Origin of the sequence: Streptomyces sp. NPDC018045, from assembly GCF_044327445.1 — a bacterium.
Taxonomy (GTDB): Bacteria; Actinomycetota; Actinomycetes; order Streptomycetales; family Streptomycetaceae; genus Streptomyces.
Map to the genome: position 1 here is coordinate 1 of NZ_JBIRFL010000005.1, position 25,265 is coordinate 25,265.

Sequence of the window (25,265 nt, forward strand, 5' to 3'; positions counted from 1 at the left end):
GGTTGATAGGCCAGATATGGAAGCCTGGTAACGGGTGGAGTTGACTGGTACTAATAGGCCGAGGGCTTGTCCTCAGTTGCTCGCGTCCACTGTGTTAGTTCTGAAGTAACGAACTCGCCTTGCCGGCTGGAGTTCATCTTCATAGTGTTTCGGTGGTCATAGCGTTAGGGAAACGCCCGGTTACATTTCGAACCCGGAAGCTAAGCCTTTCAGCGCCGATGGTACTGCAGGGGGGACCCTGTGGGAGAGTAGGACGCCGCCGAACAATTTTTCAGCTCCGGTCCCTGAACCTCTGGTTCAGGGACCGGAGCTTTTTTTGCGTTCCCGTGTTTTTAGGCCCCGCCGGACATGGCGTTTACGCTCGAAGGATGCGTTATGACCTCATCATCTTCGACAACGACGGTGTGCTCGTCGACAGCGAGCCCATCTCCAACACCATCCTTTCCGGCTACCTCACGGAACTCGGCCACCCCACCTCGTACGAGGAATCACTGCGCGACTACATGGGTGCCGCGGTGCACCGGGTGCACGACCTCGTGAAGGAGCGGACGGGGCAGCTCCTCCCCGAGGACTTCGAGACCACGCTGCACGCGCGCGTCTTCGAAGCCTTCGAGCGGGAGCTGGAGCCGGTCGCCGGCGTCGACGAGGTGCTGGGCAAGCTGACGGCGGACGGCACGCCGTACTGCGTGGCCTCCTCCGGCAGCCATGAGCGGATCCGCGTCGGCCACCGCAAGACCGGCCTCGACGAGTGGTTCGAGGAAGAGTGGATCTTCAGCTCGCAGGATGTCGGCAAGGGCAAGCCGGCCCCCGACCTGTTCCTGCACGCCGCCCGCGCGATGGGAGTGGCCCCCGAGCGCTGCGCGGTGATCGAGGACAGCCCGCTCGGCGTCCAGGCCGCCGTCGCCGCCGGCATGGACGTGTACGGCTTCACCGCCATGACCCCCGCGGAGAAGCTGACCGCGGCCGCCGACGTCACCGGGCACTTCGCGCGCATGGAGGAACTGCCGGCGCTGCTCGGGTAAGTCCGGCCGCCCAGCCGCATCCGTCCCGCCTGTCGCACGCCCCGGCCGCGGAGGCCGGCCGTACGCCCCGCGGGGCCCGTGCGGCCCTACCGATACGGTGACGGGCATGAGCGGCCGTGCACACCTGATGTGGGACGAGGCGGTAACGGGCTACGACTTCGGGCCCGGCCATCCGATGGACCCCGTCCGGCTCGCGCTGACCATGCGGTTGGTGGAGGCGTACGGACTCGCCCAGGGGCCCGACGCGGTGAAAGTGGTGGCCGCGAAGGCCGCCGGCATCTCCACACTCCGGCTCGTGCACCGCGAGGACTACATCGACGCCGTACGGAGGGCCTCGGCCGACCCGAAGGCCGCCGACCCGGCCTACGGGATCGGCACCGAGGACGACCCGGCGTTCGCCGGGATGCACGAGGCGTCGGCGCTGATCGCCGGGCAGTCGGTGGGCGCCGCGGAGGCGGTGTGGCGCGGCGAGGCCCTGCACGCGGTGAACTTCACGGGCGGGCTTCACCACGCGATGCCGGGCGGCGCGGCCGGGTTCTGCATCTACAACGACGCGGCGCTGGCCGTCGCGCGCCTGCTGGAGCTGGGCGCCGAGCGCGTCGCGTACGTGGACGTGGACGTGCACCACGGGGACGGCGTCCAGGCCGCCTTCTGGGACGACCCGCGGGTCCTGACGATCTCCCTGCACGAGCACCCCCGGACGCTCTTCCCGCAGACCGGATGGCCGGAGGAGACCGGCGGGCCCGGTGCCGAGGGCAGCGCGGCGAACGTGGCGCTGCCGGCCGGCACCGGCGACGCGGGGTGGCTGCGGGCCTTCCACGCGGTGGTGCCGGAGCTGCTGTCGGCGTTCCGGCCCGACGTCCTCGTCACGCAGCACGGGGCCGACACCCACTTCGAGGACCCGCTCGCGCACCTGGCGGTGAGCCTGGACGCCCAGCGGGCGGTGGCGGCGGCCTGCCACGACCTGGCGCACGAGACCGCCGGCGGCCGGTGGGTCGCGCTGGGGGGCGGCGGCTACGCGGTGGTGGATGTCGTACCGCGTACCTGGACCCACCTGGTGGCGATCGCGGCGGGGCGCCCGATCGAGCCCGCGTCCCCGGTGCCGGAGGAGTGGCGGCACGAGGTGTTCCGGCGTACGCGGCAGGGTGGTCCGCACCGGATGACGGATGGCCGCGGGACGGGCTGGCGCGACTTCGTCGGCGCCGGGTACGACCCGGCCGACCGCCTGGACCAGGCGGTGCTGGCGACGCGGCGGGCGGTGTTCCCCGCGCACGGGTTGCTGCCGTAAGGATTCGGCACCTTCCGGAAACGCACCCGGAGCGCCTCGGTGCCCGGCTGCCCGGCCCGTGCCCGGTCCCTTCGGGGCATGCTGCCCCACACCGGCGGCACCTATGACGCCCTACCTCCGCACTGATGTCCCTTCGGGCCCAATGCGCCCGGATGTGTGACTACCGGGCGGTTCGGGCGCGGGCCGGAACCCGGGGCGCCAGCATGGGACCGTGTGGGGCACCGGTGCGGGCAGGGGCGGGGCGACGGACGCCGACGTGCTGAAGTCGTATGTGGTCAGAGTGCGGCTCGCGGGGACAATCGCGACCTCGCGGGAGAAAAGCCTGACCCGCTACCGCCTCTTCGCGGCCGGCGACCCGCGCGTACTGATCGGTCTTGAGCCTGAGAACGACTGGTCTGTGAATGAAGTGCTTCAGGTGATGGCTGAGCAGTGTGGAGTTTCGGCCGACCCTGGACATACTTCCGGCCCAGATGTGATTGATCCGGACCGTACGCTGGTGGGGCTCGACGCCTTCGCGGACCGGCTGGGCGCGGCGGCCGCCCGGCACGCTCCGGTACTGATTGGAACGGGCCACCCGCACCGGCTGCTGGGCTTCTACGGCGGCCTGGCAGACGCTCTGTCGGCGGCGGGATGCCCCCTTCTCACCCCGGCGTATGGCCACCGTGTCGACATAGCGACCCGATTCGGGGTACGCACGTACAACCTTGACTACGTACGGGGAGTCGCGCTGATGCGCGAACCAGGCGTGCGGCGCACCGCCGGTGAGCCGGGCGTGCACACGCACTCCCCCCTCCCGGTTCGTACCGCCCTCGACGCCGCGGCAGACGCCGGCGGACCCCTCCCGGAGCTGGTGATCGGTGACCACGGCTGGGTCTGCGGAGCAGGTCAGCTAGGCTTTGAGGCCATCGGACTGGCGGATACGGACGATCCCGCGCTGTTCGTCGGGCAGGCGGAGGGGCGGGTGTCCGCCGTAGTTCCGCTTGATGACGCTGTGCGGTCTGATTACTACCGACCGCTTACTCGCTATGTACTCAATCGAGCGTGTCTGTCACAGTAGGCGGCCGATCGCTGCTCCTCTTCCCCACTCGCATCACCCGCCCCTAACCTGGGGAGTGAGCGCACAGCGACGGGGAGTCACCGGAGGGGAAGCCGGTGCCCGTCATGTGCGGAAGGTTCAGGTGTGTCATGGCTGCAGACCAAAGGCCTCTCAACGAGGTCGTGTTCCTGACCGTGGCGGAAGTCGCCACGGTGATGCGAGTGTCGAAGATGACCGTGTACCGCTTGGTGCACAGCGGTCATCTGCCCGCGATCCGAGTGGGGAGGTCGTTCCGGGTCCCGGAGCAAGCGGTCCACGACTACCTCCGTGAGTCCTATGTGGGGGTGGAATCGGCCTGAGGGGCTCAAGGTGACCCTCGGATTACGCCGTAGGCTCGTTGCCGGGTAGGCTGGCCCGATGTAGGTAGTGTGGGCTCGGACGCCCCGCACCGAGTGATACGAAGTGAGCGAGGGTAGTCGTGGGCTCTGTTATCAAGAAGCGGCGCAAGCGGATGGCCAAGAAGAAGCACCGCAAGCTGCTCAAGCGCACCCGTGTTCAGCGTCGCAACAAGAAGTAAGCGACGCTGATCGCGATTCCGCAGCCTCTCACCGCTCAGGCGGTGAGGGGCTGCGGTGCGTTTGGGGGCGGTTTTGCGGTGCACTCGCCGGACCGCGGGGATACCCGGATGGCGTCACCGGGCGGGGGGCTGTGTTCCGGCCCCGGTGGAGTTCCCGTAAGGGGGCCCGGCGGAGTCCCGCGGAAAGCGCGGAGGGCGCAGAACGGGCCGTTCCAGGGCCGCGGAAAAGTCGGCCGACGGCACGGGCAAACCTCGGGCCAAGGCTTGAAATGTAGCTCAGCGCAGCCCGCGGTCATCACAGCGCGACAACGACCCGATAGCGTGGCCGCACAGCTCGGCTCACGCGAGGGACAAAGGGCGGGAAGGAAGGGCTGATCTTGGGAAAGGTCGTGCTCGTCACTGGAGTCGCACGGCAACTGGGGGGCCGGTTCGTACGACGCATTCAGCGCGACCCCGACGTCGGCCGGGTGATCGGAGTCGACGCCGTAGAGCCCGAGCACCCATTGGGCGGCGCCGATTTCCTCAAGGCCGACATCAGGCATCCGGCCATTGCCAAAGTGCTGGCCGAGACCCATGTGGACACGGTGGTCCACATGGACATCAACGGCACGCCCCTGGGCGGCCGCGGCAGCCGGGCGGTGGTCAAGGAGACCAACGTCATCGGCACCATGCAGTTGCTCGGCGCCTGCCAGAAGGCACCCCACGTCAAGCGGCTGGTGGTGAAGTCCAGCGCCAGCGTGTACGGCTCCGCGCCCCGCGACCCCGCGGTCTTCACCGAGACCACACCACCGAAGTCGCTGCCCAGCGGCGGCTTCGCGAAGGACGCGGTCGAGGTCGAGGGGTATGTCCGCGGCTTCGCCCGGCGCCGGCCCGACGTGGCGGTGTGCGTGCTGCGCTTCGCCAACATCCTCGGGGCGTGCGCCGACTCGCCGCTCGCCGAGTACTTCTCGCTGCCCGTACTGCCCACGGTCCTGGGGTACGACCCGCGGCTGCAGTTCGTCCACGAGGACGACGCGATCGAGGCGCTGTGCCTGGCCGCGGGCAAGCCGCGCCGCGGCACGCTCAACAGCGGCACCTTCAACATCGCGGGGGACGGCACGCTGCTGCTCTCCCAGTGTTCGCGGCGGCTGGGCCGGCCCACGCTGCCGCTGTTCCTGCCGACCGTCACCTGGGCCGGCTCCGCGCTGCGCTCGGTCGGCATCACCGACTTCTCGCCGGAGCAGATCCGGATGCTCACGCACGGCCGGGTCGTCCAGACGACCCAGATGCGCGAGACACTGGGGTTTCACCCGAAATATACGACGGCGGAGTCCTTCGCGGAGTTCGCCCGCAGCCGTGGGCCCGGGCTGCTGCCGCCCGAGACCCTCGCCCGTACCGTCGACCGGCTCGCCGCCGTGCTGCCCGCACGCAGCGGCCCGACCCAGTGAGGAGTTCACCCACGATGGCGGACGCCAAGGTCATTCCCTTCGGCGAGGAGCCCCGGTCGCGCAGGAAGGCGAAGCGGCCGGGCCGCGGAGGCCGCCGTACGTCGCTGACGCCCGTACCGGAGCCCCGGCGCCAAGGCGGGCGGGAGCAGGCGGCGGGCGGGCCGCCGGGGGCGCCGGGGGCGTCCCTGGAGCAGCGGATCGCCGGCGGCCTGCGTTTCCTGCGCCGACGGCTCACCGGTGAGTACGAGGTCGACGACTTCGGTTACGACGAGGAGCTGACCGACCAGGTCCTGATGTCGGTGCTGCGGCCCCTGTACGAGAAGTACTTCCGGGTCGAGGTCAAGGGCATCGAGAACATCCCGGCGGACGGCGGCGCGCTGATCGTCGCCAACCACTCCGGGACGCTGCCCCTGGACGGGCTGATGCTCCAGGTCGCGGTGCACGACCACCACCCCGCCGACCGGCACCTGCGGCTGCTCGCGGCCGACCTGGTCTTCGTGCTGCCGGTCATCAACGAGCTGGCGCGCAAGGCCGGGCACACGCTCGCCTGCGCCGAGGACGCCCAGCGGCTGCTGGAGCGCGGCGAGGTCGTGGGGGTGATGCCGGAGGGCTTCAAGGGCATCGGCAAGCCTTTCGCGGACCGCTACAAGCTCCAGCGGTTCGGGCGCGGCGGGTTCGTCTCCACCGCGCTGCGGGCCGGGGTGCCGATCGTGCCGTGCTCGATCGTGGGCGCCGAGGAGATCTACCCGAAGATCGGGGACGCCAAGACGCTGGCGCGGGTGCTGGGCTTTCCGTACTTCCCGCTGACGCCGACCTTCCCGTGGTTCGGGCCGCTGGGTCTGGTGCCGCTGCCGACGAAGTGGACGATCCAGTTCGGAGAGCCGATCCCGACGGACGGCTATCCGGCGGAGGCGGCGGACGACCCGATGCTCATGTTCAACCTGACGGACCAGGTGCGGGAGACGATCCAGCACACGCTGTACAAGCTGCTGGTGCAGCGGCGGTCGGTGTTCTTCTGAGGGACCGCCGGTCTGCTGGAGGGGCGCTGATCCGCTGAAGGACCGGTGACCTGCTGCGGGACCGCGCGGGCCGGGGGCGGCCCGTGGTTACGCGCGACGCCCCGGCGCCGTGTGGGTGGCACCGGGGCGTCGGGGCACGCGTGTGTCGGGTGGTGGCCCGACGCGTGTGGTCAGCCCAGCGGATTCTTGCCGTCGAGACCGATGTCCGGCAGCAGCCCGGGGAGCAGCGGCGGGATGGTGACGTCCGGCTCGTGCGGCGTCTCCTTGGCCTTGCCGGAGCCCTTGCCGTCCGGCTCCGGGGTGCCGTCGTCGGCGGGCGGGTCGAGCAGGCCGCCCGTGCTGCCGCCGAGCAGGCCCTCGTCCTCGTGGGACGGGGACGAGGCCGGTGGTTTCCGCGGCGCGTGCGAGCCGGCGGCCTCGCCGGACGTGGAGGCGCTCTTCCCGGACGGTGCCGGATGGTCCGTACGGCCCTGGGGGGTGCCCGGCGCGGGGGCCTCGGGGGCGCTCTCCCGGTGGCTCTCGGTGCCCGGGTTCTTGGGCAGCAGGGAGCGCAGCGGGCCGACCTCTTCGTCTATGGCGTCGAAGACCGAGCTGACCTCGTCGCGCACGTCCGTCAACTGGGCGGGCAGGCGATCGCGCAGCCGGCTCCAACTGTCGCGGTGCGACTTCGTGAACGAGTTGAGCGTCTGGATGGGGCCGAGGGAGCCGTCGCGCTCGTACTCCTCGTGGAGGAGGCGGTGACCCTCGCCGGCGTCCTGCTTGACGCCGGACAGCGCCTTGCGGATCTCGCCGAGCGACTCATGGTCGAGGGGGCCGGAGCGGACGCGCTCCATGAGGCGGTGGGCCTCGAACATGCGGGTGGACGCCTGGTCGAGGAAGAGACGGCCGCGGTCGGACACGTCGTCCGCCAGGTTCAGCTTCAGGTCCTCCATGCCCCGCTTGAGGGGGTACAGCGAGTCGCCGGGGAGCGCGTCGGAGCTGGCGGCGGCGACGCCGCTGAAGGCGCCGGCCGCGACGCCCACCGTCAGACCGCCCGCCGCGAGCCCCTTCGACAGCCGCGACCGGGGGCGCAGCCGTCCCAGGGACTTCGCCGCGCGGTGCGCGCCGCGCGTCCCGCGCTGCTGCGGCACCCGGGAGCCGTCGGACGCGCCGCTTTCGGCGAAGGCCGCCTCCATCGCCGCGATGAGCTGGGCCCGGTGGACAGTCTTGACCTCGGGGTCCAACTCCGGCTTGGGGAGTTCTCCGAGGGTGTCGGCGACCGCCAACAGCCTTGTTTCTCCGCACGCTTCCGCCGGTGTGCCGACCTCGTCCTCGGCCGCCGCGCCCGGAAGGACCTGATCCTCCAGGGCCTGGGCGAAGGCGTTAGCCCGCCGGTGCACCGATACGTTCGCGATCACGGGCGGCACCTCCTCTCGTCATCCCGCTCGACTCCCCGGACTGGCTTGACTATCCAGACGGGCCGGAAGGTTGCACGCCTTGCTCGCGTCCACTCGATCGAGTGAGAAGGCGCGGGCATGGCGCGACCGCAGGGAGCCTGCGTTCTGCACAACGAGCGCCGCGGCAGTTGGGTTACGCACTCACGATGATCTGACGGAACGGTCACGAACGATCACGCACAGTCGGTTCCCGCGAAGATCCGCGCCGGGCGTGTCACGGGGCGCGGACGACGCACCGGGCGCCGTACGGGAGGTGTGGCCGTCAATGCCGGTCCGGGAGATTCAGGCGATCGGGGCGGTGGTCCAAGCGTTAGTCCTGGCGGGTGGGCCGGAGCGGACGGCCCGGGGCGGTGAGGCAGGCGGACGCGCAGTGGGTACGGGGACGCTGGTGGGGACCGGGGTGCGGCAGGCGGCCGGGGTCGCGGTCCGTGCGCCGTGGCGGCGGTCAGCGGGCGTCGTCCGGGAGCAGCCGCGCCAGGGTCCGTACGGCCCGGTACTGGAGCGTCTTGATGGCGCCCTCGTTCTTCCCCATGACGCGGGCGGTCTCCGCGACCGACAGGCCCTGGAGAAAGCGCAGCGTCACGCACTCCTGCTGCTGCGGGTTGAGCTTGCGGACGGCTTCCAGGAGCGCCGCGTTGGACAGGGACTCCAGGACCGAGTCCTCGGGGCTGCGCTCGACCTCGTTGGCGTCGAGCATCTCACCGGTGGTGACCTCCAGGCGGAAACGCGACGACTTGAAGTGGTCGGCGACCAGGTTGCGGGCGATCGTGACCAGCCAGGCGCCGAAGTCACGGCCCTGCCAGGTGAAGGTGCCGATGCGGCGCAGGGCGCGCAGGAACGTCTCACTGGTCAGATCCTCGGCCGTGGCCCGGCCGCCCACCCGGTAGTAGATGTAGCGGTAGACCGTGTCGGCGTACTGGTCGTAGAGCCGGCCGAACGCCTCTGCCTCGCCGGCCTGGGCGCGCTCGACGAGGTCCATCATGCGGCGGCTGTCGCTGTCGGCGGGGCGCCGGGCGGCGGGCGAGCCCGCGCCGCGGCGGGTTCTGCCGCCGGTCTTGCCGACTGTGGTGGTGCTCCCGTCGGCCAGGGCATAGCAGGAACCGGCGGGGGTGGCTGTGGCGAATGCGGGGACGGCGATCGCGGTGGGGACAAAACTGCGCAGGTGGTCGACGAGTGTCGTACGCAGCGTAGCCAGGCCCGAGGCGTCAACCCCGACGTGTGGGTACACGGGACTCCCAGAGGCAGAGCTTCCATCACGTGCAGTGCGGGACCGTTCACCCGTCGTAGGGACGCGTGGGTACCGGTTTGCGTCTGAGGAGAATAACGCTTCGTACAGGCAGCGCTACACCCAGTTGCTCAAATCATCGATTACTTCTGGTCCGTTACGAATTCATGCCCGATCAAGTATCGAATCCTGAGCAGATATTGATCAGAAAGGAACGTGATCTGCCTGGTTGCGGGGCGTGTTGTGGCGGACCGTCGGTGACGGGACTGTGCGGGGTGGGGCGGGGGTATGCGACGGGGATGGCCGGGGCGCGCTCCGCGCGGAAGAGAAGCGGAAGAGAAGCGGAAGAGAAAGGGCCCCCTTGCGCTGCACGCGGATGGAGCGGCCCCCTCGCGCGCAGCCAGCAGGGGCGGGCCCTCGGGCTGGTGAGAATGCCCCGCCCCATCCCTCGGAAAGCCGCCCGCCGGCCAGGGCTCGGGGCCATTCCGGGGTCTCCCCGCAGGCAGTCCGCACGCTGGTTCACGGACCCCATTTCACGGGGAGTGAAGGATGTCGAGGAGTGACCCCGGAGTGACCCCGGAGTGGCCCCGGAGTGGCCCCGAGCCCCCCGCCACCGGCCCCACCGCGCACAACACGCGCCCACACCGGACCGGCGGTGAAGGCGCGTACGCCCACACCGGGCCGACGGCGAAGACGCCCACACCCGCACCAGGCCGGCCGGAAGAACCGCTTCAGCGGCGCCGCCGCTGAAGCGCCACCGCCGCGGCCGCCCCGCCCGCGAGGGCGCCCACGCCGGCGGCCGCCGGGATGCCGATCTTGACCGCCTTGCGGCCGGTCCGGTAGTCGCGCAGCCGCCAGCCCTGCTCGCGGGCGTGCTTGCGCAGCCGCCCGTCGGGGTTGACCGCGTACGGGTGGCCGACCAGGGACAACATCGGGATGTCGTTGGCGGAGTCGCTGTAGGCGGCGCAGCGCTCCAGGTCGAGCCCCTCGGCGGCGGCCAGGGCCCGTACGGCCTCGGCCTTGGCGGGGCCGTGCAGCGGCTCGCCGACCAGCTTGCCGGTGTAGACGCCGCCGACGGACTCGGCGACGGTGCCGAGGGCGCCGGTCAGGCCGAGCCGCCGGGCGATGATCGTCGCGGCCTCGACGGGGGCGGCGGTGACCAGCCAGACCTTCTGGCCCGCGTCAAGGTGGGCCTGGGCGAGGGCGCGGGTGCCGGGCCAGATCCGCTCGGCCATGTACTCGTCGTAGATCTCCTCGCCGATGGTCATCAGCTCGGAGACGCGGTGACCCTGGACGATCGACAGCGCGCTGTTGCGGGCGTCCGCCATGTGCTCGGGGTTCTCCGAGCCGATGAAGCGGAAGTAGATCTGCTGCCACACGAAGCGGGCCAGGTCGCGCTTGTGGAAAAAGCGCCGCTTGTACAGGCCGCGTCCGAAGTGGAAGAGGGAGGCGCCCTGCATGACGGTGTTGTCGAGGTCGAAGAAGGCGGCGGCGTGCGTGTCGCCGACCACCGGGAACTCCGGCTCCTCGGCGCCCTCGTCCTGGGCGGCGGCTTCCTGCGCCTCGGCTTCCAGCGAGGACTTGCGCGCGGCCTCGGCCGCGGCTTCGCCCGCGAGCACGCTGCGTGCGGTGGCGGGGCGTCTACGGCGGGTGAACCACCCCGTGGGGAGGAGCGCGCCGTAGGTGTTCCTACGGGGACGGCGGGCGGACGACGGGTGGGCCATGTGGCTAGCGTAGCCAGGTTGTTCGGTGCGGCCGGTTACGGCGGGATGTCCGGCGGCCGGGGACCGGCCGACCGGTGCGTTACGGCCATCCCGGGGACGGCGCCGGGCCGCCGGGGCGCGCGCCGCCGTGGAGGCGTACGCCGGGCGGTTCCGATGCCGTACGCGGCCGGGTCCGCCGGGCGTAGACGGGCTCGTACCGTTGCCGGGCCGGGGGGCTCGTACCGTCAGGCGCCCAGGGCCTTGCGCAGCCGCTGGGGATCGACCCGCCAGAAATCGTGCTGCGCTCCGTCCACGAGGACGACCGGAATCTGTTCCCAGTACTTGCGGTACAGCTCCTGGTCCTGGGTGATGTCCTTCTTCTCCCAGGCGGCGCCGGTCTCGGCGCAGACTCTTTCGATCACTTCCTGTGCGACATCGCACAGATGGCAGCCGGGCTTGCCGATGAGGGTGACCGTGCTGTCGGCGGGGTTCTTGCGGGCGCTGCGGCTGAAGAGGGAGGCCATGCCCGCAATTGTGCCTCCGGCCGGGGCGCCGCGTGGCTGCGGCCGGGGCTTCGCACACCGCGCTCCGGCCCGTCCTCGTGTGGCCGGGAAAGTCGCCTGAGTCGACTACCATCGGTGGGCGATTTGTTGGTTTCCGGGGGGATAGCGGTGAGGAGTGAGGGCGCGTGCTGCCGTCGGCGCTCCCGTGTTACCGGCGCGAAACGTGTGAACGGTGCGCCGGGGGAGTTGGTTCCGCGAAGGGGCGCAAAAGGCGCGTGACCCCGGTCACTTTGGCCGGACAAAGCGGACACCATCTTTGTGCACGCGTTCACAAAGACATAGCCTGCTGTCGACGGGGCGGTCGGGAAACCTACGGCCGTCCAGAGCCCCGCTCTACCCGCAGGAGCACCGTGGCAACTGGCCGAACTCACCGACCGGCGACCCGAAGCCGAGGGATTCCCGAGGCCACCGTCGCCCGGCTTCCGCTGTATCTGCGCGCGCTGACCGCGCTCTCCGAGCGCTCGGTCCCCACGGTCTCCTCCGAGGAACTCGCCGCCGCCGCGGGGGTCAATTCCGCGAAGCTGCGCAAGGACTTCTCCTACCTCGGCTCCTACGGCACCCGCGGGGTCGGCTACGACGTGGAGTACCTCGTCTACCAGATCTCCCGCGAGCTGGGCCTGACGCAGGACTGGCCCGTCGTGATCGTTGGTATCGGCAACCTCGGCGCCGCCCTGGCCAACTACGGCGGCTTCGCCTCCCGCGGGTTCCGCGTCGCCGCGCTCATAGACGCCGATCCGGCGATGGCGGGCAAGCCGGTGGCGGGCATCGCCGTCCAGCACACCGACGAGCTGGAAAAGATCATCAAGGACAACGGCGTCTCGATCGGCGTGATCGCGACGCCCGCGGGCGCCGCCCAGCAGGTCTGCGACCGGCTCGTGGCCGCCGGTGTCACCTCCATCCTGAACTTCGCGCCCACCGTACTGACCGTCCCGGACGGCGTGGACGTGCGCAAGGTCGACCTGTCGATAGAACTGCAGATCCTGGCCTTCCACGAGCAGCGCAAGGCGGGCGAGGACGCGGGCCAGGACGACGCGTCCGACGACGCCCGCGCCGTCGCCGCGCGCGAGGCCCGGCGGGCCGTGCGCGAGGTGCGCGAGGCCGCCAAGTCCGCCCCCGCGGCGGACGCCCCCACCGGGCAGTCCGACCGCAAGGGACCCGACGGGGACGTGCCCGCCGTGATGCCGGCATGAGTCTCCTCGTTGTCGGACTCAGCCACCGCAGTGCCCCCGTGAGCGTGCTGGAGCACGCCGCCATCGCCCCCGAGGCGCGCGGCAAGCTGCTCCAGGACACGGTGTCGGCCGAGCCGGCCGCCGAGGCCGCGGTGCTGTCCACCTGCAACCGCATCGAGCTGTACGCCGACGTGGACAAGTTCCACGCCGGTGTCGCCGAGCTGTCCACCCTGCTGGCCAAGCACAGCGGCGCGGGCCTGGACGAGCTGACCCCTTACCTGTACGTGCACTACGAGGACCGGGCCGTCCACCACCTCTTCTCGGTGGCCTGCGGCCTGGACTCGATGGTCGTGGGCGAGGGCCAGATCCTCGGCCAGATCAAGGACGCCCTCGCGGTCGCGCAGGAGCAGCACACCGCGGGCCGGCTGCTGAACGACCTGTTCCAGCAGGCGCTGCGGGTCGGCAAGCGCGCCCACAGCGAGACCGGTATCGACAAGGCGGGCCAGTCGCTGGTCACCTTCGGCCTGGAGCAGTTGGCCGGCGGTATTGACGTCGCCGAGTGGGCCCGGGGCAAGCGGGCCCTGGTCATCGGCGCCGGCTCGATGTCCTCGCTGGCCGCCACCACGCTCGTACGGGCCGGGGTGAGCGAACTGGCCGTGGCCAACCGGACGGTGGAGCGCGCCGAGCGGCTGACGCGGGTGCTGACCGAGCCGGGCTCGGCGGGCGCGCTGAGCGGGCTGACCGCCCGCGCCGTCCCGATGCCCGCCGTCCAGTCCGAGCTGGCCCTGGCCGACGTCGTGGTCTCCTGCACCGGCGCCACCGGCCTGGTCCTGACCGGCGACGCGATCGTGGCCGCCGCCGAGACCCGCGCCGCCCGCATCGCGGCCGGTGACGGGTACGCCGGTACCGCGGGCGGCGCCGGCAGCGCCGTCGCGCCGGCGCCCGAGCTGGCGCTGCTCGACCTCGCCATGCCGCGGGACATCGACGCCGCCGCCCACCGGGCCGAAGGCGTGCGCCTCGTCGACATCGAGTCCCTCGCCGACGCGTCCGCGGACGCTCCGATGGCGGCCGACGTGGACCGGGTGCGCGGCATCGTCTCCGACGAGGTGACCGCGTTCGGCGCCGCGCAGCGGGCCGCGCACATCACGCCGACGGTGGTCGCGCTGCGCACCATGGCGGCCGACGTCGTGGCGAGTGAGATCGCCCGGCTGGACGGCCGCCTCCCCGACCTCGACGACAAGCAGCGCGCGGAGATCACCCAGACCGTGCGCCGGGTCGTCGACAAACTCCTGCACGCGCCCACCGTGCGGGTCAAGCAGCTCGCCAGCGAACCCGGCGGCGCCGGTTACGCGGACGCGCTGCGAGAACTCTTCGATCTCGACCCGCAGACGGTTGCCGCCGTCAGCCGGGCCGACACGCGGGCCGACGGCTCGCACACAGCACGGGAGCGGGCATGACTGACAGCAATCCACGGACCCTGCGGCTGGGGACGCGGCGCAGCAAGCTCGCCATGGCCCAGTCCGGCATGGTCGCCGAGGCGGTGCGCGAGCTGACCGGCCGCCCCGTCGAACTGGTGGAGATCACCACGTACGGCGACACCTCGCGGGAGCATCTGGCCCAGATAGGCGGCACCGGTGTGTTCGTCTCCGCGCTGCGCGACGCGCTGCTCGACGGGACGATCGACTTCGCCGTGCACTCGCTGAAGGACCTGCCGACCGCGCAGCCCGACGACCTGGCGCTGGCCGCCGTACCGCCGCGCGAGGACCCGCGCGACGTGCTGGTGGCCCGCGACGGTCTGACCTTCGAGGAGCTGCCGGACGGTGCCCGGGTGGGTACGGGGTCGCCGCGCCGCATGGCTCAGCTCAACGCCTGGGCGCGTTCGCTGGGCCGGCGGGTGGAGACCGTATCGATCCGCGGGAACATCGACACCCGCATCGGTTACGTCGAGAAGGGCGAACTGGACGCGGTCGTGCTGGCCGCGGCCGGGCTGTCCCGGATCGGCCGGATCGAGGAGGCGACGGAACACCTGTCGCCCGACCTGGTTTTGCCCGCCCCCGGTCAGGGGGCCCTGGCGGTGGAGTGCGCCGCGCACAACGCGCAGCTCGCCGCCCAGCTCGCCGAGCTCGACGACCCGTTCACCCGGGCCGCCGTGACGGCCGAGCGTTCCCTGCTCGCCGCCCTGGAGGCCGGCTGCTCCGCACCTGTGGGTGCGCTGGCCGACCTGCAGGCCGGCGGGCAGGCTGTCACCGAAATGCGCCTGCGTGGCGTCGTCGGCACGACCGACGGCTCGACGCTGGTGCAGCTGTCCACCACCGGACACGTACCCGCCTCTCTCGGCGACGCGGCGACCCCCGTGAACATGGGGCGCGAACTCGCCGCCGAGATGCTCGCGAAGGGTGCGGCCGGTCTTATGGGGGAGCGAGCACTTTGAGCCCCACCGCCCCGAACCACCCTGCCGCCGGACAGGTCACCTTCATCGGCGCCGGTCCCGGAGATCCGGGCCTGCTGACGCTGCGTGCCGTCGAGGCACTGGCGCGCGCCGATGTGCTGATCGCCGACCCGCAGGTGCTCGACGTCATCCGCGCGCATGCGCGGCCGCATGTGGACACGCCCCAGCAGCCGACGGCTGACGAGGCGTCAACCACCGCTGGAGTCCCCGCGCTTAGGGACACCACCAATCTTGTCATGTCGGCTGTGCGCACCGGCAAGCGGGTGGTGCGTGCGGTGTCCGGTGACCCCGGGCTGGACGCCCATGTCGCCGAGGAGATGCTGGCGTGCGCCTCCGAGGGCGTCGTCTTCGAGGTCGTGCCCGGCATCGCCGCCGCGGTCGGCGTGCCCGCGTACGCCGGTGTGCCGCTGCGCGACGCGGACGGCACGGACGTGCGGTTCATCGACGCGCGCACCGCCGACGAGCGCTGCTGGACGGAGGTGGGCTCCAGCGACGCGACCGCCGTCGTGTCCACCTCGCTGGACTCGGTGGCCGCGGCCGCCGGTGAGCTGGTCTCCGCCGGCCGCAAGCCCGACACGCCGATGACGGTCACCGTCGCCGGTACGACGACACGCCAGCGCACCTGGAACGCGACCCTCGGTTCGGTCGCCCAGGTCCTGAAGGCCGCGAAGGTGCTGCCGTCGGCGGACGGCGGGCAGCCGGTCATAGCCGTGGTCGGTGAGCGCGGTGCCGCGGCCCGGCGCGACCAGCTCTCGTGGTTCGAGAACAAGCCGCTGTTCGGCTGGCGCGTCCTCGTACCGCGGACCAAGGAGCAGGCCGCCTCGCTCTCCGACCAGCTCGTCGAGTACGGCGCGGTGCCGCACGAGGTGCCGACCATCGCCGTGGAGCCGCCGCGCACCCCGCAGCAGATGGAGCGCGCGGTCAAGGGCCTGGTCACCGGCCGCTACGAGTGGATCGCCTTCACCTCGGTCAACGCCGTCAAGGCGGTGCGGGAGAAGTTCGAGGAGTACGGGCTCGACGCCCGCGCGTTCGCCGGGATCAAGGTCGCCGCGGTGGGCGAGCAGACCGCCAAGGCGCTGATCGCCTTCGGCGTGAAGCCCGACCTCGTACCGTCCGGCGAGCAGTCCGCCGCCGGGCTGCTGGAGGACTGGCCGCCGTACGACCCGGTCTTCGACCCGATCGACCGGGTGTTCCTGCCGCGCGCCGACATCGCCACCGAGACGCTGGTGGCGGGCCTGATCGAGCTGGGCTGGGAGGTCGACGACGTCACGGCCTACCGGACCGTACGGGCCTCGCCGCCGCCGCAGGAGACCCGCGAGGCGATCAAGGGCGGCGGTTTCGACGCCGTGCTGTTCACCTCGTCCTCGACGGTGCGCAACCTGGTCGGCATCGCCGGCAAGCCGCACAACGTGACCGTGATCGCCTGTATCGGCCCGGCCACCGCCAAGACCGCCGAGGAGCACGGGCTGCGCGTGGACGTCATGTCGCCCGAGCCCTCGGTACACAAGCTGGCCGAAGCGCTCGCGGAGTTCGGCGCGGCGCGGCGCGATGCCGCGTTGGAGGCCGGTGACCCGGTCACGCGTCCCAGTGAGCGCCGGCCCGGATCGCGTAGGAGGGCTCGCAGTTGAGCAGCAGTACGTACGGCACCTTCCCCGGCGCGCGGCCGCGCCGGCTGCGCACCACTCCGGCCATGCGCCGGATGGTCGCCGAACACCGCCTGCACCCGGCGGACCTGATCCTGCCCGCGTTCGTGCGGGAGGGGATCTCCGAGCCGGTGGCGATCGGCGCGATGCCGGGCGTCGTGCAGCACACCCGTGACACGCTGCGGAAGGCCGCCGTCGAGGCGGTCGAGGCGGGCGTCGCCGGGATCATGCTGTTCGGCGTGCCGGAGGACGCGAAGAAGGACGCGCTCGGTACGGCCGGCACGGACCCGGACGGCATCCTCCAGCAGGGCATCCGCGATGTGCGCGCCGAGGTCGGCGACGACCTGGTGATCATGTCGGACCTGTGCCTGGACGAGTACACCGATCACGGCCACTGCGGTGTCCTGGACGCCGAGGGCCGGGTGGACAACGACGCGACGCTGGAGCGCTACGCCGAGATGGCGCAGGTGCAGGCGGACGCGGGCGTCCATGCGGTGGGCCCGAGCGGCATGATGGACGGCCAGATCGGCGTCATCCGTGACGCGCTGGACCAGACCGGCCACGAGGACGTCTCGATCCTGGCCTACACCGCGAAGTACGCCTCGGCCTTCTTCGGACCCTTCCGCGAGGCGGTCGGCTCGTCCCTCAAGGGCGACCGCAAGACCTACCAGCAGGACTACGGCAACTCCCGCGAGTCGCTGCGCGAGCTGGCGCTCGATCTCCAGGAGGGCGCCGACATGGTGATGGTCAAGCCGGGCATGCCGTACCTGGACGTGCTGGCGAAGATCGCGGAAGCGGTGGACGTGCCGGTCGCCGCGTACCAGATCTCCGGTGAGTACGCGATGATCGAGGCCGCCGCCGAGAAGGGCTGGATCGACCGCGACGCGGCGATCCTGGAGGCGCTGACCGGCTTCAAGCGCGCGGGCGCGGACATGATCCTGACCTACTGGGCCACGGAGGTCGCGCGCAAGCTCTAGTTCCCCACACGTACCTCCGCTGTTGTCACGTCGCACAGGTGTACCCAACTCCCGCAAGGGGGAAGGAAAAAGCGACGTAACGCCAGGGAGGGGTACAGGGAATGAGACATCGCCTGAAGAGATGGCGGCGCTCCGTCGGGGGCGCCGCCATCGCGTTGTGTGCGGCGGTCGGCCTCGGCGGGGCGCCGGCCGCTCCGGCGGCCGCGGCGGCCGGGCCGGCGCCCGTCACCTCGTACACGTACAAGAGCGTGGCGGGGGACTACATCGGGCAGGGGCGCGCCGGTACGTACCGGGAGCCCGCCGCGAAGATCACCTCGACCGGGAACGCCGGAGAACTCCGCGTCCGCGTCTCCACCGCCGACGAACGGTGGGACATCGACCTCGCCGCCCCCAAGGGCGAGCAGCTCCGCCCCGGCGTGTACCGCAACGCCGAGCGGGCCGCGTTCCGTACCGGCCGTTCCCCGGGGCTCGACGTCGGCGGCAACGGCCGCGGCTGCAACGAGGTGTACGGACAGTTCACGGTCGACCAGATCGCCACGGACGCGACGGGCGCCATCACGCTGCTCGACGCCTCGTACACACAGAACTGCGAGTCGGCGACGGCGCCGCCGCTCAAGGGGACGGTCAAGTACCGCGCGCTGCCCCTGTCGTACGCGTACCGGAGCGAGGCCGGTGACTGGGTCGGACAGGGCAAGTCGGTGACGCACACCGGCGCCACCAGCACCTTCAGCCTGCGGGACAGCCATGGTGGCGGCGTGGAGTTCGGCGTCGAGGGCAAGCGGGAGTACTGGACGGCGGTGTTCCGGCCGCCGCTGGGCGAGCGGCTGACCACCGGACGCACGTACCAGGTCACCGGCGCCGAGGGCGGCGCAAGCCTGGAGGTCTACGGCAACGGCCGCTCCTGCGGGGACGCCCGGGGCGAATTCACCGTGGACCGCCTGTACTTCACCGACGACGGCAAGGTGACCGGTCTTTCCGCCCGCTACCGCCAGGTCTGCGGCAACGGCACGGCCGGCATGGCGGGCACCCTGCACTACGCCGCCTGACCGAGGCGCGGGGCCGCGCCTTCCGGGGGCGCGGTCTGCCGGATGGAGCGGTCTGCCGGGCGGGCGGACCTCCGGGAATGCCGGCGGAGCGTTTCGGCTTCGACATCAACATGGAGACTTCCGCAGCACTCACGCGACCAGCAGACATCCGCCGTCTCGACCTGGGCGGGACGACGGTGAGCTATGTTCCGGACGGCTACGGCGGGCTCGTACCGCACGGATGGGTCCCTTCCGTGACCGCGGTGGACTGGGACGCGTATCGCCGGCACCTCGATGCCGAGGGCAACTTGACGGCCGGCCTCGGTGGCCTCCTGGTCGAGCGTGGCGGGCGGGCGGTGCTGATCGACGCGGGCATCGGTCCGCACGGGGCGCCGGCGCAGCCCGGCATGGTCACCGAGCTGGTGGGCGGTGCCTTGGTGAAGAGTCTCGCGCGGCTGGGCCGCGCCCCGGCGGAGATCGAGGCCGTGGCCCTCACCCATCTGCACTCCGACCACATCGGCTGGCTGACCACGGAGGAGTTCGCCGCTACGGAGATCCTGCTGTCCGAGCCGGAGTGGTCGCGCCGTACGGACGTGTTCGGGCAGGGGCGGGACGAGGCGATGGCGGCGGCGCTGGCGGCGCGCGGCCGGGTGATCGAGGACGGGGAGGAGATCTTCCCGGGCGTGCGGGTGCGGGAGGCGTACGGGCACACGCCGGGCCACGTGGCGTACGAGATCACCGGCACCGAGCGGAAGCTGATCGCCTTCGGCGATGCCATGCACACCCCCGTACAGGTCGAGCGGCCCGAGTGGCCCGTCGGCATGGACGCCGACCCGGTACGGGCGGTCGCCGTCCGGCGCGCGCTGCTCGGCGCGCTGTCCGAGCCCGGCACGGTCGGCTTCGGCATGCATTTCGCGGACGTGCAGTTCGGGCGGGTGGTGCCGGCTGCCGGGGCGGGCGAGGGCGTGGGGCAGGCGGGGGCGTCGGGGGTGCGGTGGGAGCCGGTGGAGGGGCTGAGGGGGTGAACACGGGGGCCGGAGGGGGTGCAGGGGCTCCTCCGGCATCCCTGCGTCCCACAGGAGGTGATTGGCCGGTTCTGTGGCTGGCGCCCCCTTCGTGGCGTCCACATAATCACAACGCTCTGCCGCGTCGTGGTGCCCCGCCCCCCACGTACGTCCTGTTCCGGTGGGTGCCTCCGACGTGCACTTGGCATGAACCGGTCATCGCTGACCGGCGGTGACCGAAGGAGCACGACCCCCTTGGGAGAGGACGTCCGTTGAGCCGTCACGCGCATTTCCTGAAGAGATCCGTCGCCCTCGCAGCGGTCGCCCTGGCGGCCCTGTCGCTGCAGACCGGCGCGGCCGGCGCGGCCGGTGAGCCGACGCCGTCGAGCGGCACACCCGGCACGAAGGTCGTCGGCGGCGTGCCCGCCGCGCAGGGCGAATTCCCGTTCATGGTGCGGCTGTCCATGGGCTGCGGCGGCGCGCTCTACCGCCAGGACATCGTGCTCACCGCCGCGCACTGCGTGGACGGCAGCGGCAACAACACCTCCATCACCGCCACGGCCGGCGTCGTGGACCTCCAGAGCTCCAGCGCGATCAAGGTGAAGTCCACCAAGGTCCTCCAGGCGCCCGGCTACAACGGCTCCGGCAAGGACTGGGCGCTGATCAAGCTCGCCCGTCCCATCGACCTGCCCACCCTGCGCACCACCACGGACGGCCGTTACGACCAGGGCGACTTCGTCGTCGCGGGCTGGGGCGCCACCCGCGAGGGCGGCGGCCAGCAGCGCTACCTGCGCAAGGCCACCGTGCCGTTCGTCGACACCCCCACGTGCCAGCGGGCCTACGGCAGCGCGTACATCCCCGGTGAGGAGATCTGTGCCGGGATCATGGCGACCGGCGGCGTGGACACCTGCCAGGGCGACTCCGGCGGCCCGATGTTCCGCAAGGACGACGCCGGCGCGTGGGTGCAGGTCGGCATCACGAGCTGGGGTGACGGCTGCGCGCGGCCCGGCAAGCCCGGTGTCTACACACGGGTGAGCGCCTTCTCGCAGGCCATCGCGAAGGCGGCGGACCAGCTCCGCCGCTGATTCCGGGCGGGCGGGTGCCCGCCGCGCACCGGCCGCCGTCGGCCGCTGCGCCGCCCACCCGCCCGTACCCGTACGCCAATTGGTCCGAACCGCGCAGATGCGGATACGTCGGCGTACTCGGGAAGTGGCCGGTTTCAGAACCTTGTGCATCTTTGGGGCGCGTCCACATAATCACAACGCTCCAGTTTCACCACGCACTTCCGGCGCAGTGCTTCGCTCCGGCCGTGCCGCGGTGCGCCGCGGTGTGCCGCGCGGCAGAAGCTGGGGACCGATGTGCCTCCGACGCGAGAGGAAAGTCCTTGAAGCGCTCCGCGAGATGTATCAAGCGATCCATAGCCCTCGGTGCCGCCGTGGCGGCGGCGGTGGCCCTCCAGTCGGCAGGCGGCGCCAGCGCCGCCCCGACCCCGTCGCCCACCCCGGGCCAGCAGATCATCGGCGGGCCGCCCGCCGCGCAGGGCGAGTTCCCGTTCATGGTCCGGCTCTCGATGGGCTGCGGTGGCTCCCTCATCCGGGAGGACGTCGTGCTGACCGCCGCGCACTGCGTGGACGGCAGCGGCCCCAACACGTCCATCACCGTCACCGCGGGTGTGGTGGACCTCCAGAGCCCCAAGGCGATCAAGGTGAAGTCCACCGAGGTCGCGCAGGCCCCCGGGTACAACGGCAAGGGCAAGGACTGGGCGCTGATCAAGCTGGCCACGCCCATCAAGAACCAGGAGACGCTGCATCTCGCCGAGGACGGTACGTTCGACCGCGGCAAGTTCACCATCGCCGGCTGGGGTGCCAGTCGGGAAGGCGGCGCACAGCAGCGCTACCTGCGCAAGGCCAAGGTCCCCTTCGTGAACATGACCGCCTGCAAGCAGGCATACGGCGACCTGCTGACCCCGGGCGAGGAACTCTGCGCCGGCTTCGTGGCGGAGGGCGGCGTCGACACCTGCCAGGGTGACTCCGGCGGCCCGATGTTCCGCCGCGACGAGGACGGCGACTGGGTCCAGGTCGGTATCACCAGTTGGGGCGAGGGCTGCGCGCGGCCCGGCAAGCCCGGCGTCTACACCAAGGTGAGCGCCTTCTCCGCCCAGATCGAAAAGGCCGCCGACAAGCTGACGGCGAGCTGAACGGACGCGCCCCGGACCGCCCGTGCGGTTCGGGGCGCAGGCACGGTCCGGGGCGCCGCCGTGTGTCTGGCGCGGCGGCGGGACTGCGACCGGGGCCCGGGGCTACGCCGGTCGGCCGCTCCGGTACGGGCCTTCGGTCCGCCTCCCGCGCGGCGTCCCCTTCCCCGCCTCTCATATCCGGGATAGATTCCCATTCATGAGAGGCGAAGGCGCGTCTGCCGACGACCCGATGGAGTCCCGACTCGCCGCCCGGCTGGCGGAGTTGCGTACGGAGCGGGGCTGGTCGCTCGACGACCTGGCCCGGCGTGCGGAGGTGAGCCGGTCGACTCTCTCGCGTCTGGAACGGGCCGAGATCAGCCCCACCGCCGCGCTGCTGTCCCGGCTGTGCGCGGCCTACGGGCGGCCGATGTCCCGGCTGCTGGCCGAGATCGAGGCCGAGCCGCCCCAACTCGTGCGCGCCGAGGCGCAGTCCGTCTGGCACGACGAGTCCTCCGGCTTCACCCGGCGGTCGGTCTCGCCGCCCCACCCCAACCTCCAGGGCGAGGTCGTCGAAGGCGTCCTGCGCCCCGGTGCCGACATCGCCTACGACAGCCCGCCACCCGTACCCGGCCTGGAGCAGCACATCTGGCTGCTCGACGGCCGGCTGGAGGTGACCACGGGCGGCGCGGCGCACATCCTCGCCCCGGGCGACTGCCTGCGGTTCCGCCTCTGGGGCCCCACCCGTTTCCGCTGCACGGGCCCCACCCCCGCCCGGTACGTCCTGCTGGTGGTCCTCCCATGAACTGTGCCGGCACCTTCACCATCACCCGTCTCTCTGCCGCCATGTTCGACCGGAGCGTCCCGGAGCTGGCCGAACTCCTCACCGACTCCGTCGCCGGCGGCGCCTCCGTCGGATTCGTGGCCCCCTTCCCCCACGAAGCGGCGGCAGCCTGGTGGCGGGCGCAGCGTCCCGCCGTAGCCGACGGCACCCTCGACATCTGGGTGGCGGAGGGCCCCGAAGGCATCACGGGCACGATCGGTCTCGCCCACCCACGGAAACCGGCCGCCCGCCACCGCGCGGAGATCATCAAACTCGTCGTGCACCGCTCCGCACGCGGCCAGGGCCTCGGCCGGGCCCTTCTCACCACGGCCGAACAGGCCGCCGTCCGCTCCGGCTTCCGCCTCCTGCTCCTCGACACGGAAACCGCCGGCCCGGCGGACCACCTGTACCGCCGCACCGGCTGGACCCCGTACGGCACGGTCCCCGCCTACGCGGCGAACCCGGAGGGAGAGCTGCGGGACTGCACGTTCTTCTACAAGGAGGTGGGGTAGGGCGGGCGTGCTGCTCGGCGGCATTCGTCCCCGTTGGCCCGGGGCCGCGATGCCCGCCTCGGTGGGACACCGGGCTGTTCTGCCGGCCATGCTTGATGACCCGCATCCTCCCGCACGCACCTGCGTCGAGGAGATTGACCACGGCCCGCATCCACAAGCGCTCGAACTGATCGTGGAGCGGTTGCGAGAGGCCTCCGCCCGGACCCAGTTCATCGTGGCGACGCACTCGCCCGCCAACAGGGCTCAGGTGCCCGAGGTGAGGGCCTGGGCAGCGAGCGATGGGGGAGCGGGGGGCCGGTCTAGGCGTGGCCGACCGCCTCGGCCATGAGGGTGGCGGTCTTGATGATGAGGGGGGTGTCGCCCGGGGCGTGGGGGAGCGTCGGCTTGTGGGTGAAGGCGGCGAGGACGATCGGGGTGCCGTCGGGTGTCCAGGCGATGCCCGCGTCGTTGCTCGTCCCGTACGTGCTGCCGCCGCCGGACTTGTCGGCCACCTGCCAGTCCTTGGGCAGGCCCTTGCGGAACCGGTCCGTGCTGGTGGTGCTGCGCAGCAGCCAGTCGGTCAGGAGCGCGCGGTCCGGGCCGTTCAGGGCGTTGCCGAGGACGAGCCTGCGGTAGGAGTGGGCGATGGCGTACGGGGAGGTGGTGTCCGTACGGCGGCCGGGCTCGGCCGAGTTCAGCTCCGGTTCCCAGCGGTCGAGACGGGTCACCGGGTCGCCGAGGGAGCGGCAGAAGCGGGTGACGGCGGTGGGGCCGCCCAGCTCGCGCAGGAGGAGGTTGGCGGCCAGGTTGTCGCTGTGACGGACCGCCGCGTCACACAGGTCCCGTACGGACATGCCGTCGGCGAGGTGCTGGGACGTGATGGGCGTGTGGCCCGCCTTCGCCACGTCGGCCTCGGTGTAGCGCAGGACGCGGGACAGCTCGGTGCCGTCGTGGTCGAGGTCGCGCAGCACGGCCGCGACGGCGAGCCCCTTGAACGTGGAGCACATCGGGAACCGCTCGTGGGCGCGGTGGAGCAGGGACGCGCCGGTGGCGAGGTTGAGGGCGAAGACGCCGACCCGGGCCTGGTGTTCCCGTTCCAGGTCCCGCAGTCGGCGGGCGGTGGTGCCGGGCTCGGCCGCGCCCGCCGTCGTGGCGCCGAGGGCGAGCGCACCGCCGAGGCCCAGGCCGGCGCCGAGCACGGACCTCCGGGTGAGTGACGACGTGTGCTTGCGCATGGTGTGTCCTTTCCCCGGTTGCCCGGTTGCCCGGTTGCCCGGTTGCCCCGGTTCACCGGTTGGCAGTTGCTGGTGAGGACGTTGGGGCGGAGGGGGCGGTTGCACAAGCCGTGAGGTGTCGTGGGGTGGGGCGGTGTCTAGAGGGCGTCGTCCAGCTCGCTCTGCCAGTACGTCACCTGGGCGGAGTCGTCGATGTAGGTGCCCTTCGGGAGCGCGGGGTGGGCGGGCGTGTCGCCGTAGCCACCGTCCCGGTTGGCGAGGAACACGTCCAGGCTGTGCACCGTCCTGCCACCCTCGGCCTCCCCGGTGGCGTCCGACGTGCGCACCGCCGCGTACGCGGACCGGCCCGGCTCGACGGAGACCACGGACTGCGGCTTGCTGCTCTGCAGGACGTCGGTGGGAGCTTGGGCGTCGTCGAAGCGGAGGGCCGGGTAGTGGTAGGCGTCGCATCGGGTCGAGCCGGTGTTGGTGATGGTGAGGAGCAGGTGGTTGATGGGGCGGCTGAGCTTGGAGACGGTCACCTTGGTGTTGGCCGCGGTGCAGGTGGTGGACTTCCCGCCCGGCGTGGCGCCGTGCTTGCCGTTCGTGCTCCCGGAAGCGGTCCTGGCCGGCGTCGCGTGGGCGCCGCGGCCGCCCTGCGCGTCGGCGTCCGAGGGGGACTTCGCCGACGGGCCCGTACCGCCCGCGCCGTCCGTGCCTTCCGCGGGAGCGGCACCGGCCGAGGCTTCCGGGCCGGCCGAGGCCGCGGGCCGGTCGGCACCGGCGGCCTTCTTGCCGTCCTCGCCACCGCCGCACGCGGTCAGCGAGAGGGCGGCGGCGACGGCCGCGGCGGAGGCGGCGACTCGGGCGGTACGGGTGGTGAAGAGACGCGAACGCATGGGTGGTGCTCCCGTGAGGTCATCGGAAAGGAACGGTGGTCGGATGCGGAGAAGTGCGATGGCGGAAAAGAACGGTCGGGTGCGGTCAGGAGCTGTGGAGTA

24 protein-coding genes, 1 rRNA gene and 1 pseudogene are annotated in these 25,265 nt (G+C 71.7%); 20 read left to right on the forward strand and 6 right to left on the reverse strand.

The features are described 5' to 3' along the window. The first annotated feature begins 148 nt into the window (after window positions 1–148). From rrf to ACH4EB_RS13710, 8 genes are all read left to right on the forward strand, one after another. A 5S ribosomal RNA gene (gene rrf / locus ACH4EB_RS13675) occupies window positions 149–265 on the forward strand. Window positions 266–368: 103 nt separating this feature from the next. Next, the gene (locus tag ACH4EB_RS13680; protein ID WP_398347635.1) at window positions 369–1,022 is read left to right on the forward strand and encodes an HAD family hydrolase; all 654 of its coding nucleotides are present in this window, start codon (window positions 369–371) and stop codon (window positions 1,020–1,022) included. 106 nt (window positions 1,023–1,128) lie between these two features. Next, window positions 1,129–2,310 (forward strand): acetoin utilization protein AcuC, encoded by a 1,182-nt coding sequence (locus tag ACH4EB_RS13685; RefSeq protein WP_398347637.1) that lies wholly within the window; start codon window positions 1,129–1,131, stop codon window positions 2,308–2,310. 256 nt (window positions 2,311–2,566) lie between these two features. Continuing rightward, on the forward strand, window positions 2,567–3,367 hold the full coding sequence (locus tag ACH4EB_RS13690) for a phosphatase (RefSeq protein ID WP_398348100.1): 801 nt from the start codon (window positions 2,567–2,569) through the stop codon (window positions 3,365–3,367). Window positions 3,368–3,495: 128 nt separating this feature from the next. Continuing rightward, window positions 3,496–3,705 (forward strand): helix-turn-helix domain-containing protein, encoded by a 210-nt coding sequence (locus tag ACH4EB_RS13695; RefSeq protein WP_014144137.1) that lies wholly within the window; start codon window positions 3,496–3,498, stop codon window positions 3,703–3,705. A 119-nt stretch (window positions 3,706–3,824) separates the two neighbouring features. After that, entirely contained in the window at window positions 3,825–3,923 is a 99-nt protein-coding gene (locus ACH4EB_RS13700; RefSeq protein ID WP_003948845.1) for a 30S ribosomal protein bS22, read from the forward strand. A gap of 377 nt (window positions 3,924–4,300) precedes the next feature. Further along, the gene (locus ACH4EB_RS13705) at window positions 4,301–5,350 is read left to right on the forward strand and encodes an NAD-dependent epimerase/dehydratase family protein (protein ID WP_398347638.1); all 1,050 of its coding nucleotides are present in this window, start codon (window positions 4,301–4,303) and stop codon (window positions 5,348–5,350) included. Between the two features lie 14 nt (window positions 5,351–5,364). After that, on the forward strand, window positions 5,365–6,369 hold the full coding sequence (locus ACH4EB_RS13710) for a lysophospholipid acyltransferase family protein (RefSeq protein ID WP_398347640.1): 1,005 nt from the start codon (window positions 5,365–5,367) through the stop codon (window positions 6,367–6,369). 170 nt (window positions 6,370–6,539) lie between these two features. Here the strand turns inward: ACH4EB_RS13710 and ACH4EB_RS13715 are convergent, their stop codons facing one another. The 4 genes from ACH4EB_RS13715 to ACH4EB_RS13730 form a co-directional block, all read right to left on the reverse strand. Continuing rightward, window positions 6,540–7,766: a DUF5667 domain-containing protein gene (locus ACH4EB_RS13715; RefSeq protein WP_398347641.1), complete on the reverse strand. Its 1,227-nt coding sequence runs from the start codon at window positions 7,764–7,766 to the stop codon at window positions 6,540–6,542. 484 nt (window positions 7,767–8,250) lie between these two features. Then, entirely contained in the window at window positions 8,251–9,033 is a 783-nt protein-coding gene (locus ACH4EB_RS13720) for an ECF subfamily RNA polymerase sigma factor, BldN family (RefSeq protein ID WP_398347642.1), read from the reverse strand. Window positions 9,034–9,761: 728 nt separating this feature from the next. Further along, window positions 9,762–10,649: an HAD family hydrolase gene (locus ACH4EB_RS13725; RefSeq protein ID WP_398348101.1), complete on the reverse strand. Its 888-nt coding sequence runs from the start codon at window positions 10,647–10,649 to the stop codon at window positions 9,762–9,764. A gap of 329 nt (window positions 10,650–10,978) precedes the next feature. Beyond that, window positions 10,979–11,257: a glutaredoxin family protein gene (locus tag ACH4EB_RS13730; protein ID WP_398347643.1), complete on the reverse strand. Its 279-nt coding sequence runs from the start codon at window positions 11,255–11,257 to the stop codon at window positions 10,979–10,981. Between the two features lie 389 nt (window positions 11,258–11,646). On the opposite strand from ACH4EB_RS13730, the gene ACH4EB_RS13735 reads away from it, so the two are divergent. From ACH4EB_RS13735 to ACH4EB_RS13790, 12 genes and pseudogenes are all read left to right on the forward strand, one after another. Continuing rightward, window positions 11,647–12,486, forward strand: a complete 840-nt coding sequence (locus tag ACH4EB_RS13735) for a redox-sensing transcriptional repressor Rex (protein ID WP_398347644.1) — start codon at window positions 11,647–11,649, stop codon at window positions 12,484–12,486. After that, on the forward strand, window positions 12,483–13,922 hold the full coding sequence (locus ACH4EB_RS13740; RefSeq protein ID WP_398347645.1) for a glutamyl-tRNA reductase: 1,440 nt from the start codon (window positions 12,483–12,485) through the stop codon (window positions 13,920–13,922). Before ACH4EB_RS13735 ends, ACH4EB_RS13740 begins: the two co-directional genes overlap by 4 nt. After that, window positions 13,919–14,896: a hydroxymethylbilane synthase gene (gene hemC / locus ACH4EB_RS13745; protein ID WP_398347647.1), complete on the forward strand. Its 978-nt coding sequence runs from the start codon at window positions 13,919–13,921 to the stop codon at window positions 14,894–14,896. The genes ACH4EB_RS13740 and hemC overlap by 4 nt, the downstream gene beginning before the upstream one ends. Next, window positions 14,893–16,542: a uroporphyrinogen-III synthase gene (locus ACH4EB_RS13750; RefSeq protein WP_398347648.1), complete on the forward strand. Its 1,650-nt coding sequence runs from the start codon at window positions 14,893–14,895 to the stop codon at window positions 16,540–16,542. The genes hemC and ACH4EB_RS13750 overlap by 4 nt, the downstream gene beginning before the upstream one ends. Further along, window positions 16,539–17,534: a porphobilinogen synthase gene (hemB, locus tag ACH4EB_RS13755; protein WP_398347649.1), complete on the forward strand. Its 996-nt coding sequence runs from the start codon at window positions 16,539–16,541 to the stop codon at window positions 17,532–17,534. The genes ACH4EB_RS13750 and hemB overlap by 4 nt, the downstream gene beginning before the upstream one ends. 101 nt (window positions 17,535–17,635) lie before the next feature. Further along, window positions 17,636–18,580 carry a hypothetical protein gene (locus ACH4EB_RS13760; protein WP_398347650.1) on the forward strand — a complete coding sequence of 315 codons (945 nt, stop codon included), beginning with the start codon at window positions 17,636–17,638 and terminating at the stop codon, window positions 18,578–18,580. A 77-nt stretch (window positions 18,581–18,657) separates the two neighbouring features. Then, window positions 18,658–19,584 (forward strand): MBL fold metallo-hydrolase, encoded by a 927-nt coding sequence (locus ACH4EB_RS13765; RefSeq protein ID WP_398347651.1) that lies wholly within the window; start codon window positions 18,658–18,660, stop codon window positions 19,582–19,584. A 251-nt stretch (window positions 19,585–19,835) separates the two neighbouring features. After that, window positions 19,836–20,648, forward strand: coding sequence for a serine protease (locus ACH4EB_RS13770; RefSeq protein ID WP_398347652.1), 813 nt, complete (start codon window positions 19,836–19,838; stop codon window positions 20,646–20,648). Between the two features lie 299 nt (window positions 20,649–20,947). Continuing rightward, on the forward strand, window positions 20,948–21,760 hold the full coding sequence (locus ACH4EB_RS13775) for a S1 family peptidase (protein WP_398347653.1): 813 nt from the start codon (window positions 20,948–20,950) through the stop codon (window positions 21,758–21,760). A 196-nt stretch (window positions 21,761–21,956) separates the two neighbouring features. Continuing rightward, complete coding sequence (locus tag ACH4EB_RS13780) at window positions 21,957–22,541, forward strand: helix-turn-helix domain-containing protein (protein WP_398347654.1); 585 nt, start codon at window positions 21,957–21,959, stop codon at window positions 22,539–22,541. Continuing rightward, window positions 22,538–23,071: a GNAT family N-acetyltransferase gene (locus ACH4EB_RS13785; RefSeq protein WP_398347655.1), complete on the forward strand. Its 534-nt coding sequence runs from the start codon at window positions 22,538–22,540 to the stop codon at window positions 23,069–23,071. Before ACH4EB_RS13780 ends, ACH4EB_RS13785 begins: the two co-directional genes overlap by 4 nt. A 79-nt stretch (window positions 23,072–23,150) precedes the next feature. After that, window positions 23,151–23,360 (forward strand): annotated as a pseudogene (locus ACH4EB_RS13790) (AAA family ATPase); the annotation flags it as partial. A gap of 10 nt (window positions 23,361–23,370) precedes the next feature. Here the strand turns inward: ACH4EB_RS13790 and bla are convergent. Together bla and ACH4EB_RS13800 are read right to left on the reverse strand one after the other, a co-directional pair. Further along, on the reverse strand, window positions 23,371–24,285 hold the full coding sequence (bla, locus tag ACH4EB_RS13795; RefSeq protein ID WP_398347656.1) for a class A beta-lactamase: 915 nt from the start codon (window positions 24,283–24,285) through the stop codon (window positions 23,371–23,373). Window positions 24,286–24,422: 137 nt separating this feature from the next. Beyond that, complete coding sequence (locus tag ACH4EB_RS13800; protein WP_398347657.1) at window positions 24,423–25,163, reverse strand: DUF4232 domain-containing protein; 741 nt, start codon at window positions 25,161–25,163, stop codon at window positions 24,423–24,425. Between the last annotated feature and the right edge of the window lie 102 nt (window positions 25,164–25,265).

Bases quoted from the DNA above. Each gene is read 5' to 3' on its own strand.
- ACH4EB_RS13680 (WP_398347635.1), top strand. From the start codon at position 369: ATGCGTTATGACCTCATCATCTTCGACAACGACGGTGTGCTCGTCGAC.
- ACH4EB_RS13685 (WP_398347637.1), top strand. From the start codon at position 1,129: ATGAGCGGCCGTGCACACCTGATGTGGGACGAGGCGGTAACGGGCTAC.
- ACH4EB_RS13695 (WP_014144137.1), top strand. From the start codon at position 3,496: ATGGCTGCAGACCAAAGGCCTCTCAACGAGGTCGTGTTCCTGACCGTG.
- ACH4EB_RS13710 (WP_398347640.1), top strand. From the start codon at position 5,365: ATGGCGGACGCCAAGGTCATTCCCTTCGGCGAGGAGCCCCGGTCGCGC.
- ACH4EB_RS13730 (WP_398347643.1), bottom strand. From the start codon at position 11,257: ATGGCCTCCCTCTTCAGCCGCAGCGCCCGCAAGAACCCCGCCGACAGC.
- ACH4EB_RS13740 (WP_398347645.1), top strand. From the start codon at position 12,483: ATGAGTCTCCTCGTTGTCGGACTCAGCCACCGCAGTGCCCCCGTGAGC.
- hemC (WP_398347647.1), top strand. From the start codon at position 13,919: ATGACTGACAGCAATCCACGGACCCTGCGGCTGGGGACGCGGCGCAGC.
- ACH4EB_RS13760 (WP_398347650.1), top strand. From the start codon at position 17,636: ATGAGACATCGCCTGAAGAGATGGCGGCGCTCCGTCGGGGGCGCCGCC.
- ACH4EB_RS13765 (WP_398347651.1), top strand. From the start codon at position 18,658: ATGCCGGCGGAGCGTTTCGGCTTCGACATCAACATGGAGACTTCCGCA.
- ACH4EB_RS13780 (WP_398347654.1), top strand. From the start codon at position 21,957: ATGAGAGGCGAAGGCGCGTCTGCCGACGACCCGATGGAGTCCCGACTC.
- ACH4EB_RS13785 (WP_398347655.1), top strand. From the start codon at position 22,538: ATGAACTGTGCCGGCACCTTCACCATCACCCGTCTCTCTGCCGCCATG.
- bla (WP_398347656.1), bottom strand. From the start codon at position 24,285: ATGCGCAAGCACACGTCGTCACTCACCCGGAGGTCCGTGCTCGGCGCC.
- ACH4EB_RS13800 (WP_398347657.1), bottom strand. From the start codon at position 25,163: ATGCGTTCGCGTCTCTTCACCACCCGTACCGCCCGAGTCGCCGCCTCC.